The organism is Bradyrhizobium sp. HKCCYLRH3097 (assembly GCF_051167875.1).
Taxonomy (GTDB): Bacteria; Pseudomonadota; Alphaproteobacteria; order Rhizobiales; family Xanthobacteraceae; genus Bradyrhizobium.
Genome location: NZ_JBNPTX010000002.1, coordinates 533,736 through 554,653, shown reverse-complemented (window position 1 = coordinate 554,653; position 20,918 = coordinate 533,736). Strand labels below are relative to the sequence as shown.

Genomic DNA, 20,918 nt, shown 5'->3' with positions numbered 1-20,918 from the left:
TATTTACGAACAGATATTTGTTCTTACCTTCATTGGTATACAACAAACGGAGGAAATATGATGTCGATTGCATATGATTACGAGCGCGGCTCGAGGGGGACGTCCTATCTGACGAAGCCGTTCCAGCTCCTGATCGGCGGCAGGCATGTTCCCTCGGTTTCGGGACGCACCTTCACGTCGCTCAATCCTGCAACCGAGCAGGCGATTGCGACGGTCGCCGAGGGCAATGCCGAGGATGTCGATCTCGCAGTCGCCGCGGCCCGCAAGGCCTTCGAAGGGCCGTGGCGAACGATGCGTGCGGCGGAGCGCGGCGCGATCCTTCTGAAATGGGCGCAGCTGTTGCGCGACCATGCCGACGAGATCATCGAGCTCGAAAGCCTCGATGCCGGCAAGCCGGTGTCGGCGATCCTGCGCCAGGATCTTCCCGCCGCCATCGATACGCTCACCTATTACGCCGGATGGGCCGACAAGATCAGCGGTGAAGTCGTCTCCACGCGCGATGATGCGCTGACCTATACGGTGCGCGAGCCGGTCGGCGTGGTCGCGGCGATCGTGCCGTGGAATTTCCCGCTGATGATCGGGATGTGGAAGCTCGCGCCGGCGCTGGCCTGCGGCTGCACCGTCGTGATGAAGCCCGCCGAGCTGACGTCGCTGTCGGCGCTGCGGATCGGGGAGCTCGCGCTCGAAGCCGGACTGCCGCCCGGTGTTCTCAACATCGTGACCGGCCCCGGGCGCACCGTCGGCGAGGCACTGGTCAACCACCCCGACGTCGACAAGGTCACGTTCACCGGCTCGCCCGGCGTCGGCCGCGGCATCATGAGGGCGGCGGCCGGCAACTTCAAACGCGTCTCGCTCGAGCTCGGCGGCAAGTCGGCCAACATCATCTTCGACGATGCGAACATCGAGGCCGCCGCGAAGGCTGCGGCCAGCGGCATCTTCTTCAACACCGGGCAGGTGTGCTCGGCCGGATCGCGGGTGCTGGTGCACGAGCGCGTGTATGACGAGGTGGTCGAGCGCCTGACCGAGCGCGCACGGGCGCTGCGGATCGGCGATCCGCTCGATCGCGCAACCTCGCTCGGACCGGTCATCTCCGAACGGCAGATGAAGACGATCCTCGACTATGTCGACATCGGACGCAACGAAGGCGCCACGCTCGTCACCGGCGGCCAGCGCGCGGCCGCCCGCGGCTATTTCGTCAGCCCCGCCGTCTTCGCCGGCGTCACGCACGACATGCGGATCTCGCAGGAGGAGATCTTCGGACCCGTGGTCAGCGTGATCAAGTTCAGGGACGAGGCCGAGGCGCTGCGGATGGCGAACGGCACGGCCTACAGCCTGGCCGCCGGCGTCTGGAGCCGCGACATGGGGCGCGTCCATCGCTTCGCCAAGCGCCTGCGCGCTGGCACCGTGTGGATCAACACCTATGGCTACACCGATGTGCGGCTGCCTTGGGGTGGCGATCGTGACTCCGGACTGGGCCGCGAGCACGGCACGGCCGCGCTGGACAACTTCACGGAGCCGAAATCCGTCTGGATGAACCTCGCGGTGTGAGCCAGGCGTCGGCTGACGCGGACGGCCGCCATTCGCATCGGCGGCCGTCTGCGCGATCCAACGGATCAGTCGGCCTTGGCGCCGGTCGGCGGCTGGCGTGTCGGCGTCCTCCGATGGCCTGTGAGAAGCACGATGGCCGTCGTGTTTGTTGCCGTTACCGTCTTCGATCACTGAGTCGGCCAGCCATCGTCGCGGCAGGATCACAAGCCAATCGACAGCGATGCGGCACGGTGCCGCGCCTTTGCCAGGTACCGCAGGGCGCGGTCCTCTGTTTCTTATAATCTTGAACCCGTTCGCGCCGCCGCGACACCACCACGTCGAGCTCCACTGATCGGGCCATGATTGGAATTGTTTCGAATTGGACTTGCGCATGCTGACTGCAGATGAGATTGCGCACGTCAAGTCGTCGTTCGACTTGGTATTTGCCAATGCTACACGGATGACGACGACGTTCTATGACCGCGTCTTCGAGCTCGCGCCGGAATGTCGGGCGATGTTTCCCGCCGACATGGACGTGCTGAAACGGGACTTCATCGCGACCCTGGCGGTCCTCGTCGGCAGCCTCGATCAGACGACTGGTCTGTTGTCGAGCACCGACATCCTCGGCCGCAATCATGCGCGCTATGGAGTCCGGCCTGAGCACTATCCGGTGGTCGGCGAAGCACTATTGTGGAGCCTCGCCAAAGGACTTGGTCCGCATTGGAATGATGAGGTCGAGCAGGCCTGGCGCAAAGTCTATGGCGTCATCGCCAAGCGCATGATCGCAATTTCGGTCGGCGCTCGGCGGCCCTGATCCGGATCTAGCTGCGCACGATCGAGCCGGAGCGGCCGACGAGACGCGCGAGCTGCTTGAAGCGTCCGCCGACGCGGTCGGCGACGAGGTCGACCATCTGGTGCTCGAACACCAGCATCAGCTTGCGGTCCTGGGTGCGGAAATGCGTTGCGGGCAGCACGCCAGGCCGCGCCGCCGAGATCAGATGCGCGACGCGAAACGCGGTGCCGAGCAGGCGCGCACGATCGATCTGGGCCGGGCTCAGCTGCTCGGTAAGGGCAGGCGCCGCCGCCTCGTCGCGCAGGCCCTCGTAGCGGAAGAACACGGACAGCGCGACGAAGATGCGGCCCTCGTGGTTGATCGAGCCGAAATTGCCGTTCAGAACGATGCCGTAGGTCTGCTCGCCGCGGTGGTCCGGATGCATGCGCCAGCCGATGTCGGACAACAGGCAGGCGGCGTGCCGCAGCCGGCGCTCGTCCTCGGTCTCGCGGATGTGCATCACGCGGAACAGGCGGTCGGTCCAGTCGATCAGCTCGCGGGCATGCTGGGCCGAGCGCGACAACAGCTCGTTGAGGCCCTGCGCCGCGCACAGCAGCCCGTCCTTGGCGCGCTCGGCGTCGGGAAGCTTGGAGTAGAGCAGGCCCTCGCGCACGCCGAAGGTCGAGAACACGACGGTCGTCGGCCTGGCGACGCGGATGATGTGCTCGAGCACCAGCGCAGCATAGGCAAGCAGCGGGCGCCGCGCCTCGGCGATCGCTTCGATGTCGGCCAGCATGTCGGCGGCGACGAGACGACGCAGCCGGCGCACGAAGGCCAGCGCATCGGCCGCCGGAATTGCATAGCCGTGCATCACCCCGAGCGGATAGCCGCTCTGGATGATGTGGATGCGCGCCAGCGCGCGCCAGGTGCCGCCGACCGCATAGAAGGTGCGGTTCTGGCCGGCCAGCAGTTGCGGCAGGTCGGTCAGCGCCTCGCTCGCGATCCGCTGCGCCTTCTTCAGCGATTTCTCGGCGAGATCCTGCAGCGCCAGGCTGCCGAGCGGCAGGGTAACGCCGCTGCGGACCTGGTGCCCGCGCACGTCGATCAGCTCAAGTGAGCCGCCGCCGAGATCACCGACGATGCCGTCGGGCTTGTGAATGCCGGAAATGACACCGAGCGCCGAATAGCGCGCCTCTTCGGGTCCGGTGAGGATCTGAATCGGGACGCCGCAGATCTTCTCGGCCTTGGCGATGAAATCAGCGCCGTTCGAAGCATCGCGGCAGGCGGCGGTCGCGATGGCATGCACTTGCCCCACCCGCTGCACCTTGCACAACGCGCGGAAGCGCTTCAGCGCGGTCAGCGCCTTGTCGACGGCATCGGCCGCGAGCAGGCCGGTGGTCTGGACCTCGCGACCGAGCCCGCACAGCGCCTTCTCGTTGAACACGGTGACGAGACTGCGTTCCATCGCCTGGTAGACGACGAGACGGACCGAATTCGAGCCGATGTCGATGACACCGACGCTCGCGGCCCTCGTGCCGGGCCGCTTCACCACGGCATGTCCCGTTGCAGAAGGCCCCGGTGCAGACAGCCCCTATGAAGGAGGGCGTTCATTCCGGCGCGTGAGCCGGCGCGGCGATGATTCCTTGAGCGACTTTCCACGGCCGGACAGACTCGGATTCGTCATGAAGTAATTGTGCAGGTTGAACGGCTCCTCGCCCTTCGCTGCCTTCATACGCGTTGACGACCCATCCGGCAACAATTGCCAGCTTTGCTCGGTGTCCTTGAGGTTCGCGACCATGATCTGTTCCAGGACCTGCTGATGCACGGTCGGGTTCTGAAGCGGGCACAGCACCTCGACGCGGCGGTCGAGGTTGCGCGGCATCATGTCGGCCGAGGAGATGTAGACCGCGGCCTTGGCGCTCGGCAGGCCCTGACCCATACCAAAGCAGTAGATGCGGCCATGCTCGAGGAAGCGGCCGATCACCGATTTGACGCGAATGTTCTCCGACAGTCCGGGGAGGCCGGGACGCAGGCAGCAGATGCCGCGCACGATCAGCTCGATCGAGACGCCGGCCTGCGAGGCCTCATACAGCGCGTCGATGATGTCTGGATCGACCAGCGAGTTCATCTTCATCCAGATCACGGCCGGCTTGCCCTGGCGGGCGAAGCTGGTCTCGCCGTGGATGTGCTCGATCATGCGCTTGCGAAGCGTGAGCGGCGACACCGCCATCTTCTCGATGTCGATCGGCTCGGCATAGCCGGTGATGTAGTTGAACACCCGCGTGACGTCGCGGCCGATCACCGGGTCCGATGTGAAGTAGGACAGGTCGGTGTAGATGCGCGCCGTCACCGGATGATAGTTGCCGGTGCCGGTGTGGACATAGGTGGTGAGGCTGCCGCCCTCGCGGCGCACGACCATCGACAGCTTGGCATGCGTCTTCAGCTCCAGAAAGCCGTAGACGACCTGCACGCCGGCGCGCTCCAGATCGCGGGCCCAGCGGATGTTGGCCTCCTCGTCGAAACGCGCCTTGAGCTCGACCAGCGCCGTCACCGACTTGCCGGCTTCGGCAGCTTCCACCAGCGTGCGCACGATCGGCGAGTTGTTGGAGGTGCGGTACAGCGTCTGCTTGATCGCGACGACGTCCGGGTCGCGCGCCGCCTGCTGCAGGAACTGCACGACGACGTCGAACGACTCGTAAGGGTGATGGACGATCAGGTCCTTCTGCCGGATGGCGGCGAAGATGTCGCCGCCATGGTCGCGGACACGCTCGGGATGGCGCGGCACATAGGGCGCGAATTCGAGGTCGGGCCGGTCGACGCGCGTCAGTTGCGACAGCTCGTTCATCGCCAGCACGCCGTCGACCAGGAACACCTCGTCATCGGTGGTCGAGAGCGCATTCTGCACGAAGCGGCGCAGCTCCTCCGGCATGTTGGCCTCGATCTCGAGCCGGATCACCGAGCCGCGACGGCGCCGCTTCAGCGCGGTTTCGAACAGCCGCACCAGGTCTTCGGCCTCTTCCTCGATCTCGATCTCGCTGTCGCGGATGATCCGGAAGGCGCCCTGGCCCTTCACGGTGTAGCCCGGAAACAGCCGGCCGATGAACAGGCCGGTCGCCTGTTCCAGGGTGATCAGGCGGATCACGCCATCCTTGGAGCCGGGGAAGCGGATGAAGCGGTCGATCTTGCCGGGCATGCGGATCAGGGCGTTCATCGGGCGCCCGTCGGCGGAGCGGATCAGCTGCAGCGCCACTGTGAAGCCGAGGCTCGGGATGAACGGGAACGGATGCGCCGGATCGATCGCGAGTGGCGTCAGCAGCGGGAAGATGTTGGCGAGGAAGTGGTCCTCGATCCAGGCGCGCTCGCTCTTGGTGACGTCCTGACCGTCGACGAGCACGATGCCGAGTTCGCCGAGAAACTTGCGCAGGTCGCGCCAGATCGCCTGCTGGTCGATCGCGAGCTGCGACACCGTCTCGTTGATCAGCTTCAGCTGCTCGGTCGGCGTCAGCCCGTCGGGGCTGCGCTCGGCGATGCCCTCGCGGACCTGGGCGCGGATGCCGGCGACGCGCACCATGAAGAATTCATCAAGGTTGTTGGCGGAAATCGACAGAAAGCGCACTCGCTCCAGGGCGGGATGCCGCGGATTGACCGATTCCTCCAGAACGCGGCGGTTGAAGTGAAGCCAGGACAATTCCCGATTGATGAATCGCTCGGGGCTCGAGGCAATCTCGATGGACGGCACGGCGACCGGTTCTTTCTCTGAGATTTCAGTAACTTGCTCGGTATCCATCGGAATTCGATCCATATCCATCCAGTCGCGAACCAGTCGCGAACGGTCGACCGTAGCCCAATCTGGGTAACCAGGGGATGACGTTGCCGGCACCATTGGGGTTCCGTGCCCGTCCGCCGTCAAGATGGTCGCGGGTCACAGCGGGCGGAGCAGCTCCGCCGCCAGCGCCCGGGTGACCGGCCGTCCGAGCCGCAGGGACTCGTCGTCCAGCAGTGCGACGGTCTGGCGGGCGGCCGCGTAGGACCGTTCGATGTGGCTTGCGAGATAGCTGACCACGGTCTCGTCGATCGCCAGTTGCCGGTCCGCGGCCAGCTTGACGATCAAGGCGCGGAACAGCTGGTCGTCGGGCGGCAGCAGCGTGACGACCGGGACGGCGCGCAGCCGCGACCTCAGATCGGCCAGGGCGATGGGCAGGGCCGCCGGGGCCTCGCGCGCCGTGATCAGCACGAAGGCCTCGTCCTGGCGGGCGAGGTTCAGCAGGTGAAACAGCGCTCGCTCGTCGAGATCGGTGGCCGTCAGATCCTCCAGCACCAGCGCGCCGGTGGCGAGTGCCCCAGGGACCACGCTCGCCTCGAGGGCATGCGCGGACAGGGATCGGGCGCCAGCCCGCTCGGCCCAGATCGCGGCGAGGTGGCTCTTGCCAGAGCCGTCGGGGCCGACCAGGAACATGGTCCGCGCCGGCCATTCCGGCCAGGCGTCGACCAGAGCGAGCCCGGCCGCGTTGCCTGGACCTTCGAAGAAATTGTCCCGCGTCAGGCTCTCCGCATGCGGCAGCGCGAAGGCCAGCTGACGAGGGGGGATATGGCCGGCCAAGATCGAATTGCTCCGTATCGTGTGGTGCGTGAGGTCGGGACGGGCCCTCCGCGGAGGATCACCGGACCTCGATGGTGCTCATGTGGCGCACCCAGTCGACGAGATACAGCCCGACCGACACGAGGGTAAAGACGGTGACCAGCACCATCAGCACCACATCGTAGGGCTGGGGCTCGAAGCCGAAGCTGAGCGAGGCCAGCACGAGCGCCGCGAATCCCACCTGGGCGACCGTGTTCAGCTTGGACACCATCAATGGCTTCATCGCGACCGGCCGGTCGAACAGCCAGGACACGATCACCGCCGAGACGATCATGATGTCGCGCGAGACCACCAGGATCACGATCCAACGCGGGATCGCGCCCCAGATGCCAAGCGTGACGAAGATCGAGACCAGCAGCGCCTTGTCGGCGAGAGGATCGAGCAGCGCTCCCAACTCGGACCGCAGGTTGAAGCGCTTGGCCAGGAAGCCGTCCACGGCGTCGCTCACCCCCGCGACCACGAAGACCAGAAATGCGATCTCCATCTGGCCGGCCGCAATGGCCCAGACGACGATCGGAACCAGCAGGATTCGACCCAGCGTGATCAGATTGGGGATACTGTGGGGAATGGTCACGCAGCGGGTCCCGACGACGACTCGATCAAAAGACAATCCGATTCCGAAACAGGGCGAACCGGTCCGTTCCTAGATAGTATGGGGACGAGCCCCTTGCGAGCCATTGCGCGCGGCCGGATTCCGACGTAACCAGCGGCCAGATTAGGGGTTTTTACCATGACCGAGCGCAAGAACGGGCTCACTTATGCAGATTCGGGCGTCGATATCGATGCCGGAAACCGTCTGGTCGATCTGATCAAGCCCATGGTGCGCGCAACCGCCCGCGCCGGCGCGGATGCCGAGATCGGCGGCTTTGGCGGCCTGTTCGACCTCAAGGCCGCCGGATTCAAGGATCCGGTGCTGGTCGCGGCAACCGACGGCGTCGGCACCAAGGTGAAGATCGCGATCGAGACCGGGCTGCATGGCGGCATCGGCATCGACCTGGTCGCCATGTCGGTCAACGATCTCGTCGTGCAGGGTGCCGAGCCGCTGTTCTTCCTCGACTACTTTGCGTGCGGCAAGCTCGACCCGGAGGCGACGGCGTCGATCGTCGCCGGTGTCGCCGAAGGCTGCCGGGAATCCGGCTGCGCGCTGATCGGCGGTGAGACCGCGGAAATGCCGGGCCTCTACAAGGACGGCGACTACGATCTTGCCGGTTTCGCGGTCGGCGCGGCGGAACGTGGGACGCTGCTGCCGTCTCCCGACATCGCGGCCGGTGACGTGGTGCTGGGGCTCGCATCCTCCGGCGTCCACTCCAACGGCTATTCGCTGGTGCGCAAGATCGTCGCCCAGTCCGGCCTCGGCTTCGATGCGCCGGCACCGTTCGCGCCGGTCCTGACTCTCGGCGCGGCGCTGCTGACGCCGACCCGGCTCTATGTGAAGTCGTGCCTTCGCGCCATCCGCGAGACCGGTGCGGTGAAGGGGCTCGCACACATCACGGGCGGCGGCTTCACCGACAACATTCCGCGCGTGCTGCCGAAGCATCTCGGCGTCTCGATTGACCTGACGGGCCTGCCGGTGCTGCCGGTCTTCAAATGGCTGGCGGAGCAGGGTGGCATTGCAGAGCGCGAGCTCTTGCGTACCTTCAATTGCGGGATCGGCATGATCGCGATCGTCAAGGCCGAGGCCGTCGATGCCGTCATCGAGGTGTTCACCGCGAATGGCGAGCACGTCGCACGGCTCGGCGAGGTCGTTGCTGCGACAGGCGACGAGCGGGTGATCTACACCGGCGCCCTCGATCTGGCTCTGTGAGACGGGTGAGCCGATGAAGCGCCGCGTCGCCATCCTGATCTCGGGCCGTGGGTCGAACATGGCCGCGCTGATCCACGCGGCGTCGCAGCCGGATTTTCCGGCCGAGGTCGCCATCGTGATCTCCAACCGAGCCGATGCGGCCGGACTGCAGAAAGCGCAGGAAAGCGGCGTCGCGATCGAAATCATCGAGAGCAAGCCGTTCGGCAAGGACCGCGCAGGGTTCGAAGCCAGACTGCAGCAGGCGCTCGATGCACGCGGCATCGAGATCATCTGCCTGGCCGGATTCATGCGCCTGTTCACGGCGGAGTTCGTGCAGCGCTGGTATGGCAGGATGCTGAACATTCATCCGTCGCTGCTGCCGTCGTTCCCCGGCCTTGATCCGCACGGCCAGGCGCTGCGTGCCGGCGTCAAGCTGTCAGGCGCCACCGTGCATTTCGTCATTCCGGAGACGGATGCTGGTCCGATCGTGATGCAGGGCGCGGTCGTGGTCAGGGACGACGATACGCCGGACACCCTGTCGACGCGCATTCTCGGCGTCGAGCATCGCATCTATCCCGAGGCGCTGAAGCTGCTGGCCAAGGGCCTAGTGCGGCTCGAAGGCGATCTCTGCCGGACGTCGTCCGTGGAGCAGGGCGATCACGCGCTGATCTGGCCCGTCGTCCGGTAGCTGTCGCCGGACGAAAAAAATCCCCGGCGGGGCCGGGGTACATCAAGGCTGACGAAGTCTGATCATCCGCGGCGAGCGAGCGTGACGCGGAGCTCGTGAGTTGGTTTACGAACCCGCGCTGTGGCGCCCTCCGCCGGGACGATGCTCACGAGAGCTTCAGGTTCTCTGCCGACGTCTTGCCGCGGCTCTCCACCAGATCATATTCGATCGTCTGGTTCTCGTTGAGCGTGGTCAGTCCAGCACGCTCCACGGCCGAGATGTGGACGAACACGTCCTTGTCTCCGCCAGCCGGTTTGATGAAGCCATATCCCTTGGTCGGGTTGAACCACTTCACGCTGCCCTTGTAGGTCGGCATCGCTGTCTCCTCGTCTAGACGAAAAAAAGACGCGGCCACGCTCGCGCGTGCCACGCCACAAACGGGCTTCCCGGGATCTGCTCAATTTCCGAAGTCGCGAAACGCACAGTCGAACGGCCAATCCGATTGTACGGGAGATTGCAACACGATTTTCCGCCGATATCAAGGTTGGCGGACTGATGAGAACGCGTCGCGGCGTCGCGTCGCCGGCTGCTGCTGCAACTGCGTGGCTTGTGGCGCTGGAACCACAAATCCTTGCAGGGCAGCCGCGACATGGCAATCCTCATTGACCGCGATCGGGAACTGCGGGCAGAACATCGCTGCAATATTGAAGCGAATTTGAGCGGGCGGCGAACGGGGCATCGATGCGCGGGGCGTCTCAGGCCAGGCTGGGTTGGCGAATGCGCAGCGGCGCATCCGGGGCGATGCTGCTCATCGGCGGGCTCGGTTTGGTCGCCGCTTCTTCGCCGTGCGCCGCGCAGGCCAGCCTGCCGAGCATCGCCGCAAGCCCGACACCAACGCCGAGCCCGCTGCCCAGTCCTGCACCGGGCGCGATCAGTTCCGAACGCTCGGCCGACCGAACCGTGCTCGATCTCGGCTCGAGCTTCCTCGAACGCCTCGGTACTCAGGCCACACAGGGCGTCACCCGGCTGCAGCGGAGCAATCCCGGCGGCGGCGCGCCGGAGGCTTCGGAACAGCCTCGGTTCCGGACCTGGGGCGAGATGTATGGCGTAACCGTCCGCAGCAATGCGCAAGGCGACTTCGCCGGCGACAAGAGGACGACTTGGGGCGGCGTCGCCGGTATCGGCATGCGTCTCATGCCGGGCGTGAATGTCGGACTATCCGTCGACCAGAGCCGGACCTGGGTCGATTTGCCGCTGGCGCTGCAAGCGGCGACGCTCGATCTCACACAGTTCGGGTTCAACGCCTCGGTCGACCAGGGACCCTGGACCTGGGCGATCGCGGTCGTCCATGGCTTCGGCGGGATCAGTGCGCGGCGCGACACCAGCCTCGGTACGGCGACGTCGGTCTACGGCGCCCACATCACGGGCGTGCTGAGCGAGCTTGACTACTACTGGAGCATCGGTGAGAGCCGGATCGTTCCGAAGCTTGCCTTCGAATACACGCGCGCCACGACGGCGGCATTCCAGGAGGCGGGCGGGCTCGATCCGCTGTCGGTCAGCGGTACCTCGCTGGAGCGCGCCCGCGTTCTCGTCGGCGCCGAGTTCGGCCGCTACTTCATCGTCGACGGCAAGATCCTCGACGTCTCGGCCTATGGCAAGCTGGTCGACAATTTCAGCCAGAATCTCGGCGCGGTGACCGTCAGCCTCGGTCCGCAGAGCATCACGCTGCAGGGCCTTGGCGAGGGCCGCTACGGCGCCGACGCCGGCGCGGCACTGTCGCTATCCCTGAATCGAACGGCACGCCTCTATCTCAACTACGATGCGAAGCTTCGCTCGCTGCTGCAATCGCATCAGGGCACGCTCGGCGTCGAGTTCAAATGGTAGCTCCTCATACGGGTTTCGGCGCGACGTAGCCGTTGAAGCCGACGACATCCCGCGCGGGCGCCATCAGCGGCACGAGATTCAGCGGATGGATGAACTCGTCCCGGAAGCAGGCATGGACCTTCGGATCGAAGATGCGCTTCAACCAGTCGATGACGACCTTGTGCCGGTCGGAGTTGCGAAACTCCTTGTGATAGGTCAGCCACAGATCCATGTGGTAGTTGATGCCGAGATCGACAGGAACGAGCGGCGCCCCGAGCGCGACCGCCGAGGTCGGCAGAAAGCCGATGCCGGCGCCGCGCTCGACCGCGTAAAGCACGGCAACGCTCGAATTGGTTGAGATGCCGACGATGCCTTCGAGGGACTCCAGGCCGAGGATGCGCGCATAGCCGGTCTCGTCGAGCTGCACGCCGTGCTGCTTGATGATGCGATGATCCTTGAGCTCCGCCAGCGATGTCGGCAGTCCATGCGCGTCGCGATAGGCTTCCGACACGAAGCCGTAGATGTGCAGACGGCCGAGCTTTGCAACGATCACGTCAGGGTTGGTCGGCCGTTCGAACTGGATCGAGATGTCAGCCTCCAGCCGCGACACGTCGGCCTGCTGCATCGCGCAGCTCAGATCGACGGTGATCCTGCGATAGGTCTTCTGGAAATCGATCAGTCGCGGCAGGATCCAGAAATTGCCGGGGCCTTCGGTCACGGCGACGCGCACCGACCCCTGAGTGTCGGTCGACAGCGAAGCGCGCCGGAAGATGTTGAAGCTCAGCCGCTCCATCTGCTCGACGTCGAACAGCAACGATCGTCCCTCGTCACTGAGCGACAAGCCGGATTGATCACGGATGAAGAGCTTGCATCCGAGCTCTTCCTCGAGCCGGTCGATCTTGCGCATCAGGGTTGTGCCGGTCAGTCCGAGAACATCCGCCGCGTTTCGGAAGCTGCGGTGACGCGTACAGAGCAGAAATGCTCTCAAATCCTCCCATGAGGGGTTAAGCGTTTCGTCAGACTTCCTGCGCTGCGTGGATGCAGCACCCCGATGCAAATGTTGCCGCATACACTCCAGCTCCGACAAGTATGATGACGTCATCAAAGCCAAGCTGGAAACATAGATGCAGAACCCTCACCGCGGAAGCACAGAATTCACGCTGCGACATCAGCTCGACGCGCTGCCGCGGACGGATCGGGTCGCGGCTCAGGCGGTCACGCCCGATCGGCTCGGCGAGCTCACGGCGCTCGCACGCCGGGAAATACCGGGCGTTCGTGCCTCAGAACACGAGCTTGCGGAGTTCTTGCGGCACGATCCGGACTCGATCTTCGCGCTCTACCGCGGCAGGAACCTGCTCGGCGGCATCGCCTTCCTCTATCTCAACTGCTCAGGCCTCGATGCGTTGCTCCTGGATGAGTTCAATTTGAATGATCCGCCGCGCAGATTTCTGGCGCGGCCGGATGAAGACGTAGCCGCCATCTATGTCTGGGCGCTCGTCGCGCAAGGGCGAGGAGCGATCGGTCTCGGCAATGTCGCGCAGGCGCTGCAAGGCGCGAGATTTCGCGCCGCCGATTACTATGCGCAACCATCGAGTCCGGAAGGGCGCGCGTTTCTCGGCGCGCTCGGCTTCACGCCGGTGCCGAGCTTTCAGCCCGATCTCTGGTGGTATCAGCGGCCGTGGAACCGGATGCCCGAGATGATCGCGCCTTCGATCCAGTCGATGAAGGGTTTCGAACAAGGGAGCATTGCGGATGCACAGCATTAGTTCGGCCAGGGCGGCAAAGACAAATCCCCGCGCGATCACGGTGCGCATCGCGCGCGATCCGAATGACCTCATGCTCGTTACCGCGATCCGCTCGGCGGTCTACCTGACCGAGCAGGATTGTCCCATGGAGGAGGAGTTCGACGGCAACGATCTGGTTGCAGCCCACTTCCTCGGTTTCGTCGGCAAGGAGCCGGCGGGATGCGTACGCGTGCGCTTCTTCGGCGACTTCGCCAAGGTCGAGCGGCTGGCGGTGCGCCATCAGTACCGGCGTTCGCGGCTGTCGTTCAAGCTGGTTCGCGAGGCTCTCGACTATTGCAGGCGAAAGGGCTTCAAGAAGGCCTATGGCCACGCGCAGGATCGTCTCGTCGATTTCTGGGCGCATTTCGGCGCCAAGCCGCTCGGCCATAATCGCAAGCTTACATTCTCCGACTTCTCCTACACGGAGATGGTGCTGGACCTCGAGCCGTGCGACGATGCGATCACGCTCGACAGCGATCCCTACATGATCATTCGTCCGGAAGGCGACTGGGATCGGCCGGGTGTGCTCGATCTCTCGGCCGGCCGGCCGGCATCGTCGCCCTTGCACGACTTCGCCGCAGCGAGACCGTGATGACGGGCCGAGATCTGTTCGGTGCCACCGAGGCGGATCCGCCTGTTCTCGTCTGCGCCGATCTGCAGTGCGAATATCTCGCCGAGGGACGCAGGCATCTGATCGCCGATGGCGACGTCGTCATGGCGCTGTGCCGGCAGTTGATCGCGCTCTGGCGCGACAACCTGTGGCCGGTCGTCCATCTCAAGCGGATCGCACAGGCAGCCTGGTTCAACCCGGCCTCCAACCTGACGAACTGGCTTCCGGACTTCAAGCCAACGCCGGGGGAGCTCGCGTTCGAGCATCCACTGCCCTCGGCCTATAGCTCGGCCCGGTTCGCCGAGTACATGGCGAACATGCGCAGCATGCGCTGCGTGCTGCTCGGCTTCTCGCTGGACGAGACGATCCTCTCGACGGTGGTGGACGGCTTTCACCGCAGTCACCGCTATCAGGTGATCGGAGACGCCGTCGCCTGCCGGCAGGCCTGCGCCGGCGACGCCGCGTTGTACAAGCTGGTTGTAACCAAGGTGATCGGCAATTTTGCCGGCGTCCTCGACAGCGCCGAGCTTATCGGCGCCGGCGGCCGGCTCGCGGTGTGACCGCGGCGGCTATTGGCGGTATCATCCTGAGGCGAGTCGTTCGGCCAGATCGATAATCATACGGCGATCGGCCGGATCGCTGATCTTGTTGAACGCGACGACGAGGCGAAGGGCCTCGACGACGTGCAGGTCGACCGGATTCTCGCTGAGCAGCCGCAGCAGCCTCTGTTCCGGCGGTTCGCAATCGTCTTTGCTCACGCGGCAGCTCCAGGACCGAGACCACGACATGACCCGAGAGGAAGAGCTCAAAGAGCTGGCGAGCAGCCTCCGGGCAGCCATCGCAAAGGCGCGCCAGCTCAATCTGCCGACCAGCGCCTACATCCTTTCGATGGCTCTGGTTGAGGTGTCCCAGACAATCGAGGCGGAGTTGAGGGGGCAGACCAGCGCCGAATGATGGGCGGCATCATGACCACCCGTGCCGCCTGCTGCAATCAACTTGGCAGACTCGGGAAGACGCAGCCGGCCAGAGCCGCTGCGACGCCGATCAGGCCCGGTCGACCCGGACGACGCGGCCCTTCTCGATGGCGAGTGCGAGCTTGCCGTGCTTTAGCGCGAGCGCGGCCTCGCCGAACAGCTCGCGGCGCCAGCCCTGCAGCGCAGCAACGTCGGCATTGTCATCGGCGGCGATCTGCTCGAGATCGTCGACGGTGGCGATGACCTTGCTCGCCACGGCGTGGCGTTCCGAGGTCATGCGCAGCAGGACCTTGAGCAGCTCGACGATCGCAGCACCGTTGGAGTTGTTGCGCGGCTTTTCCAGCTTGGGCAGGGCGGCGAGATCGCGCGCTAGGCCGCGCTGCACGGCGGCAACGATGTCGGAGCCCCATTTGGAGCGCTCGAAGCCCTTGGGCAGCGAGCGCAGATTGCCGAGCTTCTCGATCGTTGTCGGGGCATGGGTGGCGATGTCGCCGACCGCGTCGTCCTTCATCACGCGGCTGCGCGGCACGTCGCGGCTCTGCGCCTCCTGCTCGCGCCAGGCCGCGACCTCGATCAACACGGCCAATTCCTTCGGCTTGCGGACGCGGGTCTTCAGCCGCTCCCAGGCGCGCTCGGGGTGGAAGTCGTAGGTCTTCGGCGAGGTCAGGATCTCCATCTCCTCGCTGACCCAGTCACTGCGCCCGCGCTTCTTCAGATCGGCATCGAGCGCGGCGAACACGTCGCGCAGATGGGTGACGTCGGCCTCGGCGTAGTGCGCCTGCTCCTTGGTCAGCGGCCGGCGCGACCAGTCGGTGAAGCGGTGGGTCTTGTCGGGGCGATGGCCGGTGATGCGTTCGACCAGTTGGTCATAGGCGATGCTGTCGCCATACCCCAGCACCATCGCGGCGACCTGGGTGTCGAAGATCGGATGCGGCACGATGCCGGCGCGGTGCCAGATGATCTCGATGTCCTGGCGGGCGGCGTGGAAGACCTTGAGGACCTTCTCGTTCGCCATCAGCTCGAAGAAGGCTTTGAGATCGAGGCCCTCGGCCAGAGCATCGATCACCACGGCCTCGTCCGGGCTCGCCATCTGCACGACGCAGAGCAGGGGATAGTAGGTGGTTTCCCGCAGGAACTCGGTATCGACGGTGACGACCGGGTGGCGGGCGAGGCGGGCGCAGGCGGCTGCGAGGTCCGCGGTGGTGGTGATCAAGTCCATGAACGATCCATGACGAGGCTCTTACGCCGTCGTCCGAAAACGCTGACAAGTCAAGGGTGTCGGCAAAGGGTACGGGACGAATTCGTGTCCGCTTGTCGGCCCAATCCGCCCCGAACGCAAGCACCGCGACGCGAGCTGATCGCTCTATGGTTGATGATAGGGCGCGTCCGGCGCCGGTCAGTGATGCCGGACGCGGCCCGCAGGCCGGCGCGCCGAGGGCACCGCGAGCACGATCAGGCACAAGGCGATCATTGCCAGACCCATGAATTCGAACACCAGCGCGTCCACGTCTCAGACCTCCCCGACTTGTTGGTTCAACTTGTCGGGGCTGCGTTGATCGTTTCTTAAGGGCCCGGGCGCTGTCAGGGCGATGGTGGACGCGAGGTTAAGACCGCGTGTCAGGTGCCGCAGAAGGTCTGCAACACCTGCTCCTCCGGCTGCGGCGGATCGGCATAATCAGCCCGGTCCGGCTGGTCGTCATAGGGCCGGGCCAGCACCGCATGCAGCTCCTCGAACGGCGCGTAGTCGTCGTTCTCGACCGCTGCCGTGATCACCGCCTCGATGCGGTGGTTGCGCGGGATGAAGGCGGGATTGACCTTGCGCATGGCCGCGCTCCGCTCCGCCGCCGTCTGCGGTTCCTCCGCCAGGCGCTGGCGCCAGCGCTGGGCCCACTCGTCGAAGCCGGTGGGATCCTCGAACAGGACGCGGACCTCGCTGAGATCGCCGCTGCCGGCGGCGTCGCTGAGACGGCGGAACGTCAGCGTGAAATCGGCTCGGGCCGCCGCCATCGCGTCGAACAATGCCTGCGCCAGCGGCTGGTCGCCCTCGCGCTGCGTGGCCAGGCCGAGCTTGCGGCGCAGGCCCGCCTGGTGCGCGTCCGTAAACTGGGTGGCGAAGCCGTCGAGCGCAGCCTCGGCCTCCTTGATCGCCTGGTCCTTGTCGTCGCCGAATAGCGGCAACAGGCACTCGGCAAGCCGGGTCAGGTTCCACATCGCGATGCGCGGCTGGTTCGCGAAGGCGTAGCGGCCGAACTCGTCGATCGAGGAGAACACCTGCTTGGGATCGTAGGTGTCCATGAAGGCGCAGGGGCCGTAGTCGATGGTTTCGCCGGACACCGAGGTATTGTCGGTGTTCATGACGCCATGGATGAAGCCGACCAGCAGCCACTCGGCGATCAGCTTGGCCTGGCGGGCGATCACGGCAACCAGCAGGGCGTGGTAGGGGCGCTCGGTACCGGCGAGATCCGGATAGTGCCGGTGGATGACGTGGTCGGCGAGCCGGCGCACGGCGTCAGTGTCCTGGCGCGCGGCGAAATACTGGAACGTGCCGACCCGGATGTGGCTGGTGGCGACACGGGTCAGAACCGCGCCGGGCAGGGCGGTGCCGCGATAGACCTGCTCGCCGGTCACGACCGCAGCCAGCGAGCGCGTCGTCGGAATGCCCAGGGCCGCCATCGCCTCGCTGACGATGTATTCGCGCAAGACCGGCCCCAGCGCCGCGCGGCCATCGCCGCGGCGCGAAAATGGCGTCGGGCCGGAGCCCTTCAGCTGGATGTCGCGGCGGACGCCGTTGCGGTCGACGACCTCGCCGAGCAGGACCGCCCGGCCGTCGCCGAGCTGCGGCACGAAATGCCCGAACTGGTGGCCGGCATAGGCCATCGCGATCGGCTCGGCGCCCTCGGGCACGGTCTTGCCGGCCAGGATCTCGGCGCCCTCCGGCGTCTCCAGCTCGGCCGGGTTCAGCCCCAGCTCCGCGGCGAGAGGCCGGTTCAGCTTGATCAGACGAGGCGCTGCGACGGGGGTCGGCGCCACCCGGGCAAAGAAATTGTCCGGCAGCGTGGCGTAGGAGTTCTGGAAGGGGAAATGCACGGTCATGGCTCCAAGATAGGCGCGGGGCGGCCGTTTTTCGAGCCCAAACGGCCGTCGGATGAGCGTTTCAGCGCCAGCTCAATTCGGCATCGGCGCCGACGTTGCAGTGAGGCCCAGGGCGGGCGGCCTTTTCCGGCGCGAAGCCGAAAAGGCCCGTTCCTGCGGTTGCCGCGCCGGGGCGGCTCGGCTAAACCCTGCGCGCATTCGGAGCGCGCCTTTAAGGGCTGCGCCGATTCCTTCTCCTCACGACGACCATTCAGGACGACCATGCATCGCTACCGGACCCACACCTGCGGCGCGCTCCGCGAGAGCAACATCGGAGAGACGGTCCGGCTGTCCGGCTGGTGCCATCGCATCCGCGACCATGGCGGCGTGCTGTTCGTCGACCTGCGCGACCATTACGGCATCACCCAATGCGTCGTCGATCCGGACTCGCCGGCGTTCAGCCTGGCCGAGAAGCTGCGCTCGGAATGGGTCGTGCGCATGGAGGGCAAGGTGCGCCGCCGCCCGGCCGGCGCCGACAACAAGAGCACCGACAACGACGATCTGCCGACCGGCAAGATCGAGCTGTACGTCTCCGAGATCGAGGTGCTCGGCCCCGCGGACGAGCTGCCGCTGCCGGTGTTCGGCGAGCAGGAATATCCTGAGGACATCCGGCTGAAATACCGCTTCCTCGACCTGCGTCGCGAGAAGCTGCACCAGAACATCATGACGCGCGGCGCGATCATCGATTCGATGCGCCGGCGCATGAAGGAGCAGGGCTTCTTCGAATTCCAGACGCCGATCCTGACCGCGTCGTCGCCGGAGGGCGCGCGCGACTTCCTGGTGCCGTCGCGCATCCATCCCGGCAAGTTCTACGCGCTGCCGCAGGCGCCGCAGCAGTACAAGCAGCTGCTGATGATGTCGGGCTTCGACCGCTACTTCCAGATCGCGCCGTGCTTCCGCGACGAGGACCCGCGCGCCGACCGCCTGCCCGGCGAGTTCTACCAGCTCGACGTCGAGATGAGCTTCGTCGAGCAGGAGGATGTGTTCGCGGCGATGGAGCCGGTCATCACCGGCGTGTTCGAGGATTTCGCCAAGGGCAAGCCGGTGACCAAGGGCTGGCCGCGCATCCCGTTCGCCGAGGCGATCCGCAAATACGGCTCCGACAAGCCCGACCTGCGCAACCCGATCGAGATGGCCGACGTCTCCGAGCACTTCCGCGGCTCCGGCTTCAAGGTGTTCGCGCGCATGCTCGAGGACCCCAAGAACCAGGTCTGGGCGATCCCGGCGCCATCCGGCGGCAGCCGCGCGTTCTGCGACCGCATGAACTCGTGGGCGCAGGGTGAGGGCCAGCCCGGCCTCGGCTACATCATGTGGCGCGAGGGCGGCGAGGGCGCAGGTCCCCTGGCGAACAACATCGGTCCGGAGCGCACGGCTGCGATCCGCAGCCAGCTCGGCACCAAGGAGGGCGACGCGGCCTTCTTCGTCGCCGGCGATCCCGACAAGTTCTGGAAGTTCGCAGGCCTCGCCCGCAACAAGGTCGCCGATGAGCTGAACCTGTCCGACAAGGATCAGTTCAAGCTGGCCTGGATCGTCGACTTCCCGATGTACGAGTACAACGAGGACGACAAGAAGGTCGACTTCTCGCACAACCCGTTCTCCATGCCGCAGGGCGGCCTGGAGGCGCTGCAGACGCAGGACCCGCTGACCATCAAGGCGTTCCAGTACGACATCACCTGCAACGGCTACGAGATCGCCTCCGGCGGCATCCGCAACCACAAGCCGGCGGCGATGGTGAAGGCGTTCGAGATCGCAGGTTACGGCGAGCAGGAGGTGGTCGACCGCTTCGGCGGCATGTACCGCGCCTTCCAGTACGGCGCCCCGCCGCATGGCGGCATGGCCGCCGGCGTCGACCGCATCGTGATGCTGCTCTGTGGCACCACGAACCTGCGCGAGATCTCGCTGTTCCCGATGAACCAGCAGGCCATGGACCTGCTGATGGGCGCGCCGTCGGAGGCCAGCACGAAGCAGCTGCGCGAGCTGCACATCAGGACGAATCTGCCGAACAAGTAGTTCGGCAGACTGCGGGTGATGCACGAATCTTCGTCATTGCGAGCGCAGCGAAGCAATCCAGGGTGGCACGAGGTCTCTGGATTGCTTCGTCGCCTGCGGCTCCTCGCAATGACGATCGTGTGGGGATCGCAGAGCGGTCGTCACGGGTCGCGCATCGTTCACGCGGCCGAACGGCCCGGCAGCATCCGTGTCAGGACGCCGTCGCGGCGGACGACGTGATGAAACAGCGCGGCCGCGACGTGCAGGGCCACCACGATCCACGCGATCCATTTGCCGACGACATGGTGGATTGCGTCGACCGGCGGCTCGAACGCCTCCCAGGTGATCCCCCAGCGCGTCTCGATCCAGCCGAACAGCGCCGTCTCACGGAAGTTCGGCAGCGCGAACGCTCCGAAGTCGGTGGCGGCATCGGTGCCGATATAGCCGGTCAGCGGCATCAGGATCAGCAGCACGTACAATCCCCAATGCGCGGCGTGCGCGAGCCACGCCTCGGCATCTGATGCATGCGGCTGATCGGGCTGAACGTTGACGAGCCGCCACAGCAGGCGAGGCAGGACGGACAGGCCGACGATCATGCCCAGCACCCAATGGACGTTGAGCACGGGCAAGGCGTCCGGGGAAGTGTCGTCCATGAACCAGATGACATAGTACACGACGGCATAGGCCGCGATGAAGGCCGCGGCGCCGGTCCAGTGGAAGAGCTTGGCGATCGCACCGAACTCCATCGTCGTATTCTTCCATGGTATCACGAACCTCTTCCCACTGTTATGAGCTGCGATCTGCTGCTATCGCCAAAATCGGCAGCGAGCCAGCGATGGGCCGGCGGGTCAGGACGCTTCTCCCGTCAATTCAGTCTCACCTCGTCGTTATCGGATGCTGAGCTGCGGCATGTCGTCGCCGGTGACTCGAGACTGCGGCGCAAGATGACCCGGCCTTAAAGGCGTCGCTCTGCATTTGATGTTCTCGCGTTAATGCTGGTTAAGACTGCGAACAACTTCATCCGGGTCTCCGGTCGCGTCCAGGCAGCGCCGGACGATCGGGAGCATCGCGCTGACGTGGTCGAGCGGCCGGCCAGAGCGGTCATCGTGCCCCTACGGCAAACCGTTGATTCTGAGAACTAATCGTTCGTGCCGCTTGTTAGTTCGGCACCTTGCGCG

At 65.5% G+C, this 20,918-nt stretch carries 20 protein-coding genes; 10 read left to right on the top strand and 10 right to left on the bottom strand.

Annotation, left to right across the window (positions count from 1 at the left end; genetic code table 11):
- Positions 1-60: 60 nt before the first annotated feature.
- A complete protein-coding gene (locus ACQR0U_RS08225; RefSeq protein ID WP_434842966.1) occupies positions 61-1,548 on the top strand; it encodes an aldehyde dehydrogenase family protein in 1,488 nt (495 codons plus the stop codon).
- A gap of 370 nt (positions 1,549-1,918) precedes the next feature.
- Positions 1,919-2,341, top strand: a complete 423-nt coding sequence (locus tag ACQR0U_RS08220; RefSeq protein WP_434842967.1) for a globin family protein — start codon at positions 1,919-1,921, stop codon at positions 2,339-2,341.
- A 7-nt stretch (positions 2,342-2,348) separates the two neighbouring features.
- On the opposite strand, the gene ppx is transcribed toward ACQR0U_RS08220, so the two are convergent.
- The 4 genes from ppx to ACQR0U_RS08200 all read right to left on the bottom strand — a co-directional run bounded on the left by ppx (position 2,349) and on the right by ACQR0U_RS08200 (position 7,512).
- Positions 2,349-3,848, bottom strand: coding sequence for an exopolyphosphatase (ppx, locus tag ACQR0U_RS08215; RefSeq protein WP_315750044.1), 1,500 nt, complete (start codon positions 3,846-3,848; stop codon positions 2,349-2,351).
- A 42-nt stretch (positions 3,849-3,890) separates the two neighbouring features.
- Positions 3,891-6,086, bottom strand: coding sequence for an RNA degradosome polyphosphate kinase (locus ACQR0U_RS08210; RefSeq protein WP_316192646.1), 2,196 nt, complete (start codon positions 6,084-6,086; stop codon positions 3,891-3,893).
- A gap of 135 nt (positions 6,087-6,221) precedes the next feature.
- The gene (locus ACQR0U_RS08205; RefSeq protein WP_316164711.1) at positions 6,222-6,899 is read right to left on the bottom strand and encodes a DnaA ATPase domain-containing protein; all 678 of its coding nucleotides are present in this window, start codon (positions 6,897-6,899) and stop codon (positions 6,222-6,224) included.
- Positions 6,900-6,957: 58 nt separating this feature from the next.
- Entirely contained in the window at positions 6,958-7,512 is a 555-nt protein-coding gene (locus ACQR0U_RS08200) for a CDP-alcohol phosphatidyltransferase family protein (protein ID WP_315712371.1), read from the bottom strand.
- A 156-nt stretch (positions 7,513-7,668) separates the two neighbouring features.
- Here ACQR0U_RS08200 and purM point away from each other — a divergent pair, with 156 nt between their 5' ends.
- Together purM and purN are read left to right on the top strand one after the other, a co-directional pair.
- Complete coding sequence (purM, locus tag ACQR0U_RS08195; RefSeq protein WP_315712369.1) at positions 7,669-8,742, top strand: phosphoribosylformylglycinamidine cyclo-ligase; 1,074 nt, start codon at positions 7,669-7,671, stop codon at positions 8,740-8,742.
- A gap of 13 nt (positions 8,743-8,755) precedes the next feature.
- Positions 8,756-9,409 carry a phosphoribosylglycinamide formyltransferase gene (purN, locus tag ACQR0U_RS08190; protein ID WP_315712367.1) on the top strand — a complete coding sequence of 218 codons (654 nt, stop codon included), beginning with the start codon at positions 8,756-8,758 and terminating at the stop codon, positions 9,407-9,409.
- A 145-nt stretch (positions 9,410-9,554) separates the two neighbouring features.
- On the opposite strand, the gene ACQR0U_RS08185 is transcribed toward purN, so the two are convergent.
- Positions 9,555-9,764 carry a cold-shock protein gene (locus ACQR0U_RS08185; protein WP_315712366.1) on the bottom strand — a complete coding sequence of 70 codons (210 nt, stop codon included), beginning with the start codon at positions 9,762-9,764 and terminating at the stop codon, positions 9,555-9,557.
- Positions 9,765-10,129: 365 nt separating this feature from the next.
- Here ACQR0U_RS08185 and ACQR0U_RS08180 point away from each other — a divergent pair, with 365 nt between their 5' ends.
- The gene (locus tag ACQR0U_RS08180; RefSeq protein ID WP_434842968.1) at positions 10,130-11,272 is read left to right on the top strand and encodes an autotransporter outer membrane beta-barrel domain-containing protein; all 1,143 of its coding nucleotides are present in this window, start codon (positions 10,130-10,132) and stop codon (positions 11,270-11,272) included.
- Positions 11,273-11,276: 4 nt separating this feature from the next.
- Here the strand turns inward: ACQR0U_RS08180 and ACQR0U_RS08175 are convergent, their stop codons facing one another.
- Positions 11,277-12,320 (bottom strand): LysR family transcriptional regulator, encoded by a 1,044-nt coding sequence (locus ACQR0U_RS08175; protein WP_315749972.1) that lies wholly within the window; start codon positions 12,318-12,320, stop codon positions 11,277-11,279.
- Positions 12,321-12,375: 55 nt separating this feature from the next.
- Here ACQR0U_RS08175 and ACQR0U_RS08170 point away from each other — a divergent pair, with 55 nt between their 5' ends.
- Genes ACQR0U_RS08170 through ACQR0U_RS08160 form a run of 3 tightly spaced genes read left to right on the top strand, consistent with a single transcriptional unit; the run spans position 12,376 to position 14,205 of the window.
- Positions 12,376-13,017, top strand: coding sequence for a hypothetical protein (locus tag ACQR0U_RS08170; protein ID WP_315749974.1), 642 nt, complete (start codon positions 12,376-12,378; stop codon positions 13,015-13,017).
- Positions 13,004-13,627: a GNAT family N-acetyltransferase gene (locus tag ACQR0U_RS08165; protein ID WP_315826804.1), complete on the top strand. Its 624-nt coding sequence runs from the start codon at positions 13,004-13,006 to the stop codon at positions 13,625-13,627. Before ACQR0U_RS08170 ends, ACQR0U_RS08165 begins: the two co-directional genes overlap by 14 nt.
- Positions 13,627-14,205: an isochorismatase family protein gene (locus tag ACQR0U_RS08160; RefSeq protein ID WP_315712360.1), complete on the top strand. Its 579-nt coding sequence runs from the start codon at positions 13,627-13,629 to the stop codon at positions 14,203-14,205. The genes ACQR0U_RS08165 and ACQR0U_RS08160 overlap by 1 nt, the downstream gene beginning before the upstream one ends.
- Positions 14,206-14,226: 21 nt before the next feature.
- On the opposite strand, the gene ACQR0U_RS08155 is transcribed toward ACQR0U_RS08160, so the two are convergent.
- On the bottom strand, positions 14,227-14,403 hold the full coding sequence (locus ACQR0U_RS08155) for a hypothetical protein (RefSeq protein ID WP_315712358.1): 177 nt from the start codon (positions 14,401-14,403) through the stop codon (positions 14,227-14,229).
- A 28-nt stretch (positions 14,404-14,431) separates the two neighbouring features.
- On the opposite strand from ACQR0U_RS08155, the gene ACQR0U_RS08150 reads away from it, so the two are divergent.
- Positions 14,432-14,599 (top strand): hypothetical protein, encoded by a 168-nt coding sequence (locus ACQR0U_RS08150; RefSeq protein ID WP_315712357.1) that lies wholly within the window; start codon positions 14,432-14,434, stop codon positions 14,597-14,599.
- Positions 14,600-14,689: 90 nt separating this feature from the next.
- Here ACQR0U_RS08150 and rnd read toward each other — a convergent pair whose 3' ends face one another.
- Positions 14,690-15,838, bottom strand: coding sequence for a ribonuclease D (gene rnd, locus ACQR0U_RS08145; protein WP_315712355.1), 1,149 nt, complete (start codon positions 15,836-15,838; stop codon positions 14,690-14,692).
- A 398-nt stretch (positions 15,839-16,236) separates the two neighbouring features.
- Positions 16,237-17,712, bottom strand: a complete 1,476-nt coding sequence (locus ACQR0U_RS08140) for a protein adenylyltransferase SelO (RefSeq protein WP_315826805.1) — start codon at positions 17,710-17,712, stop codon at positions 16,237-16,239.
- Between the two features lie 261 nt (positions 17,713-17,973).
- On the opposite strand from ACQR0U_RS08140, the gene aspS reads away from it, so the two are divergent.
- Complete coding sequence (gene aspS / locus ACQR0U_RS08135; protein WP_315826806.1) at positions 17,974-19,761, top strand: aspartate--tRNA ligase; 1,788 nt, start codon at positions 17,974-17,976, stop codon at positions 19,759-19,761.
- Between the two features lie 158 nt (positions 19,762-19,919).
- On the opposite strand, the gene ACQR0U_RS08130 is transcribed toward aspS, so the two are convergent.
- Complete coding sequence (locus ACQR0U_RS08130; protein ID WP_315826807.1) at positions 19,920-20,510, bottom strand: cytochrome b; 591 nt, start codon at positions 20,508-20,510, stop codon at positions 19,920-19,922.
- Between the last annotated feature and the right edge of the window lie 408 nt (positions 20,511-20,918).

Excerpts from the sequence above, each read along its gene's own strand:
- ACQR0U_RS08225 (WP_434842966.1), top strand. The coding sequence starts at position 61 with ATGTCGATTGCATATGATTACGAGCGCGGCTCGAGGGGGACGTCCTAT.
- ACQR0U_RS08220 (WP_434842967.1), top strand. The coding sequence starts at position 1,919 with ATGCTGACTGCAGATGAGATTGCGCACGTCAAGTCGTCGTTCGACTTG.
- ACQR0U_RS08210 (WP_316192646.1), bottom strand. The coding sequence starts at position 6,086 with ATGGATACCGAGCAAGTTACTGAAATCTCAGAGAAAGAACCGGTCGCC.
- purM (WP_315712369.1), top strand. The coding sequence starts at position 7,669 with ATGACCGAGCGCAAGAACGGGCTCACTTATGCAGATTCGGGCGTCGAT.
- purN (WP_315712367.1), top strand. The coding sequence starts at position 8,756 with ATGAAGCGCCGCGTCGCCATCCTGATCTCGGGCCGTGGGTCGAACATG.
- ACQR0U_RS08185 (WP_315712366.1), bottom strand. The coding sequence starts at position 9,764 with ATGCCGACCTACAAGGGCAGCGTGAAGTGGTTCAACCCGACCAAGGGA.
- ACQR0U_RS08180 (WP_434842968.1), top strand. The coding sequence starts at position 10,130 with ATGCGCGGGGCGTCTCAGGCCAGGCTGGGTTGGCGAATGCGCAGCGGC.
- ACQR0U_RS08175 (WP_315749972.1), bottom strand. The coding sequence starts at position 12,320 with ATGCGGCAACATTTGCATCGGGGTGCTGCATCCACGCAGCGCAGGAAG.
- ACQR0U_RS08170 (WP_315749974.1), top strand. The coding sequence starts at position 12,376 with ATGCAGAACCCTCACCGCGGAAGCACAGAATTCACGCTGCGACATCAG.
- ACQR0U_RS08165 (WP_315826804.1), top strand. The coding sequence starts at position 13,004 with ATGCACAGCATTAGTTCGGCCAGGGCGGCAAAGACAAATCCCCGCGCG.
- ACQR0U_RS08160 (WP_315712360.1), top strand. The coding sequence starts at position 13,627 with ATGACGGGCCGAGATCTGTTCGGTGCCACCGAGGCGGATCCGCCTGTT.
- ACQR0U_RS08150 (WP_315712357.1), top strand. The coding sequence starts at position 14,432 with ATGACCCGAGAGGAAGAGCTCAAAGAGCTGGCGAGCAGCCTCCGGGCA.
- rnd (WP_315712355.1), bottom strand. The coding sequence starts at position 15,838 with ATGGACTTGATCACCACCACCGCGGACCTCGCAGCCGCCTGCGCCCGC.
- ACQR0U_RS08140 (WP_315826805.1), bottom strand. The coding sequence starts at position 17,712 with ATGACCGTGCATTTCCCCTTCCAGAACTCCTACGCCACGCTGCCGGAC.
- aspS (WP_315826806.1), top strand. The coding sequence starts at position 17,974 with ATGCATCGCTACCGGACCCACACCTGCGGCGCGCTCCGCGAGAGCAAC.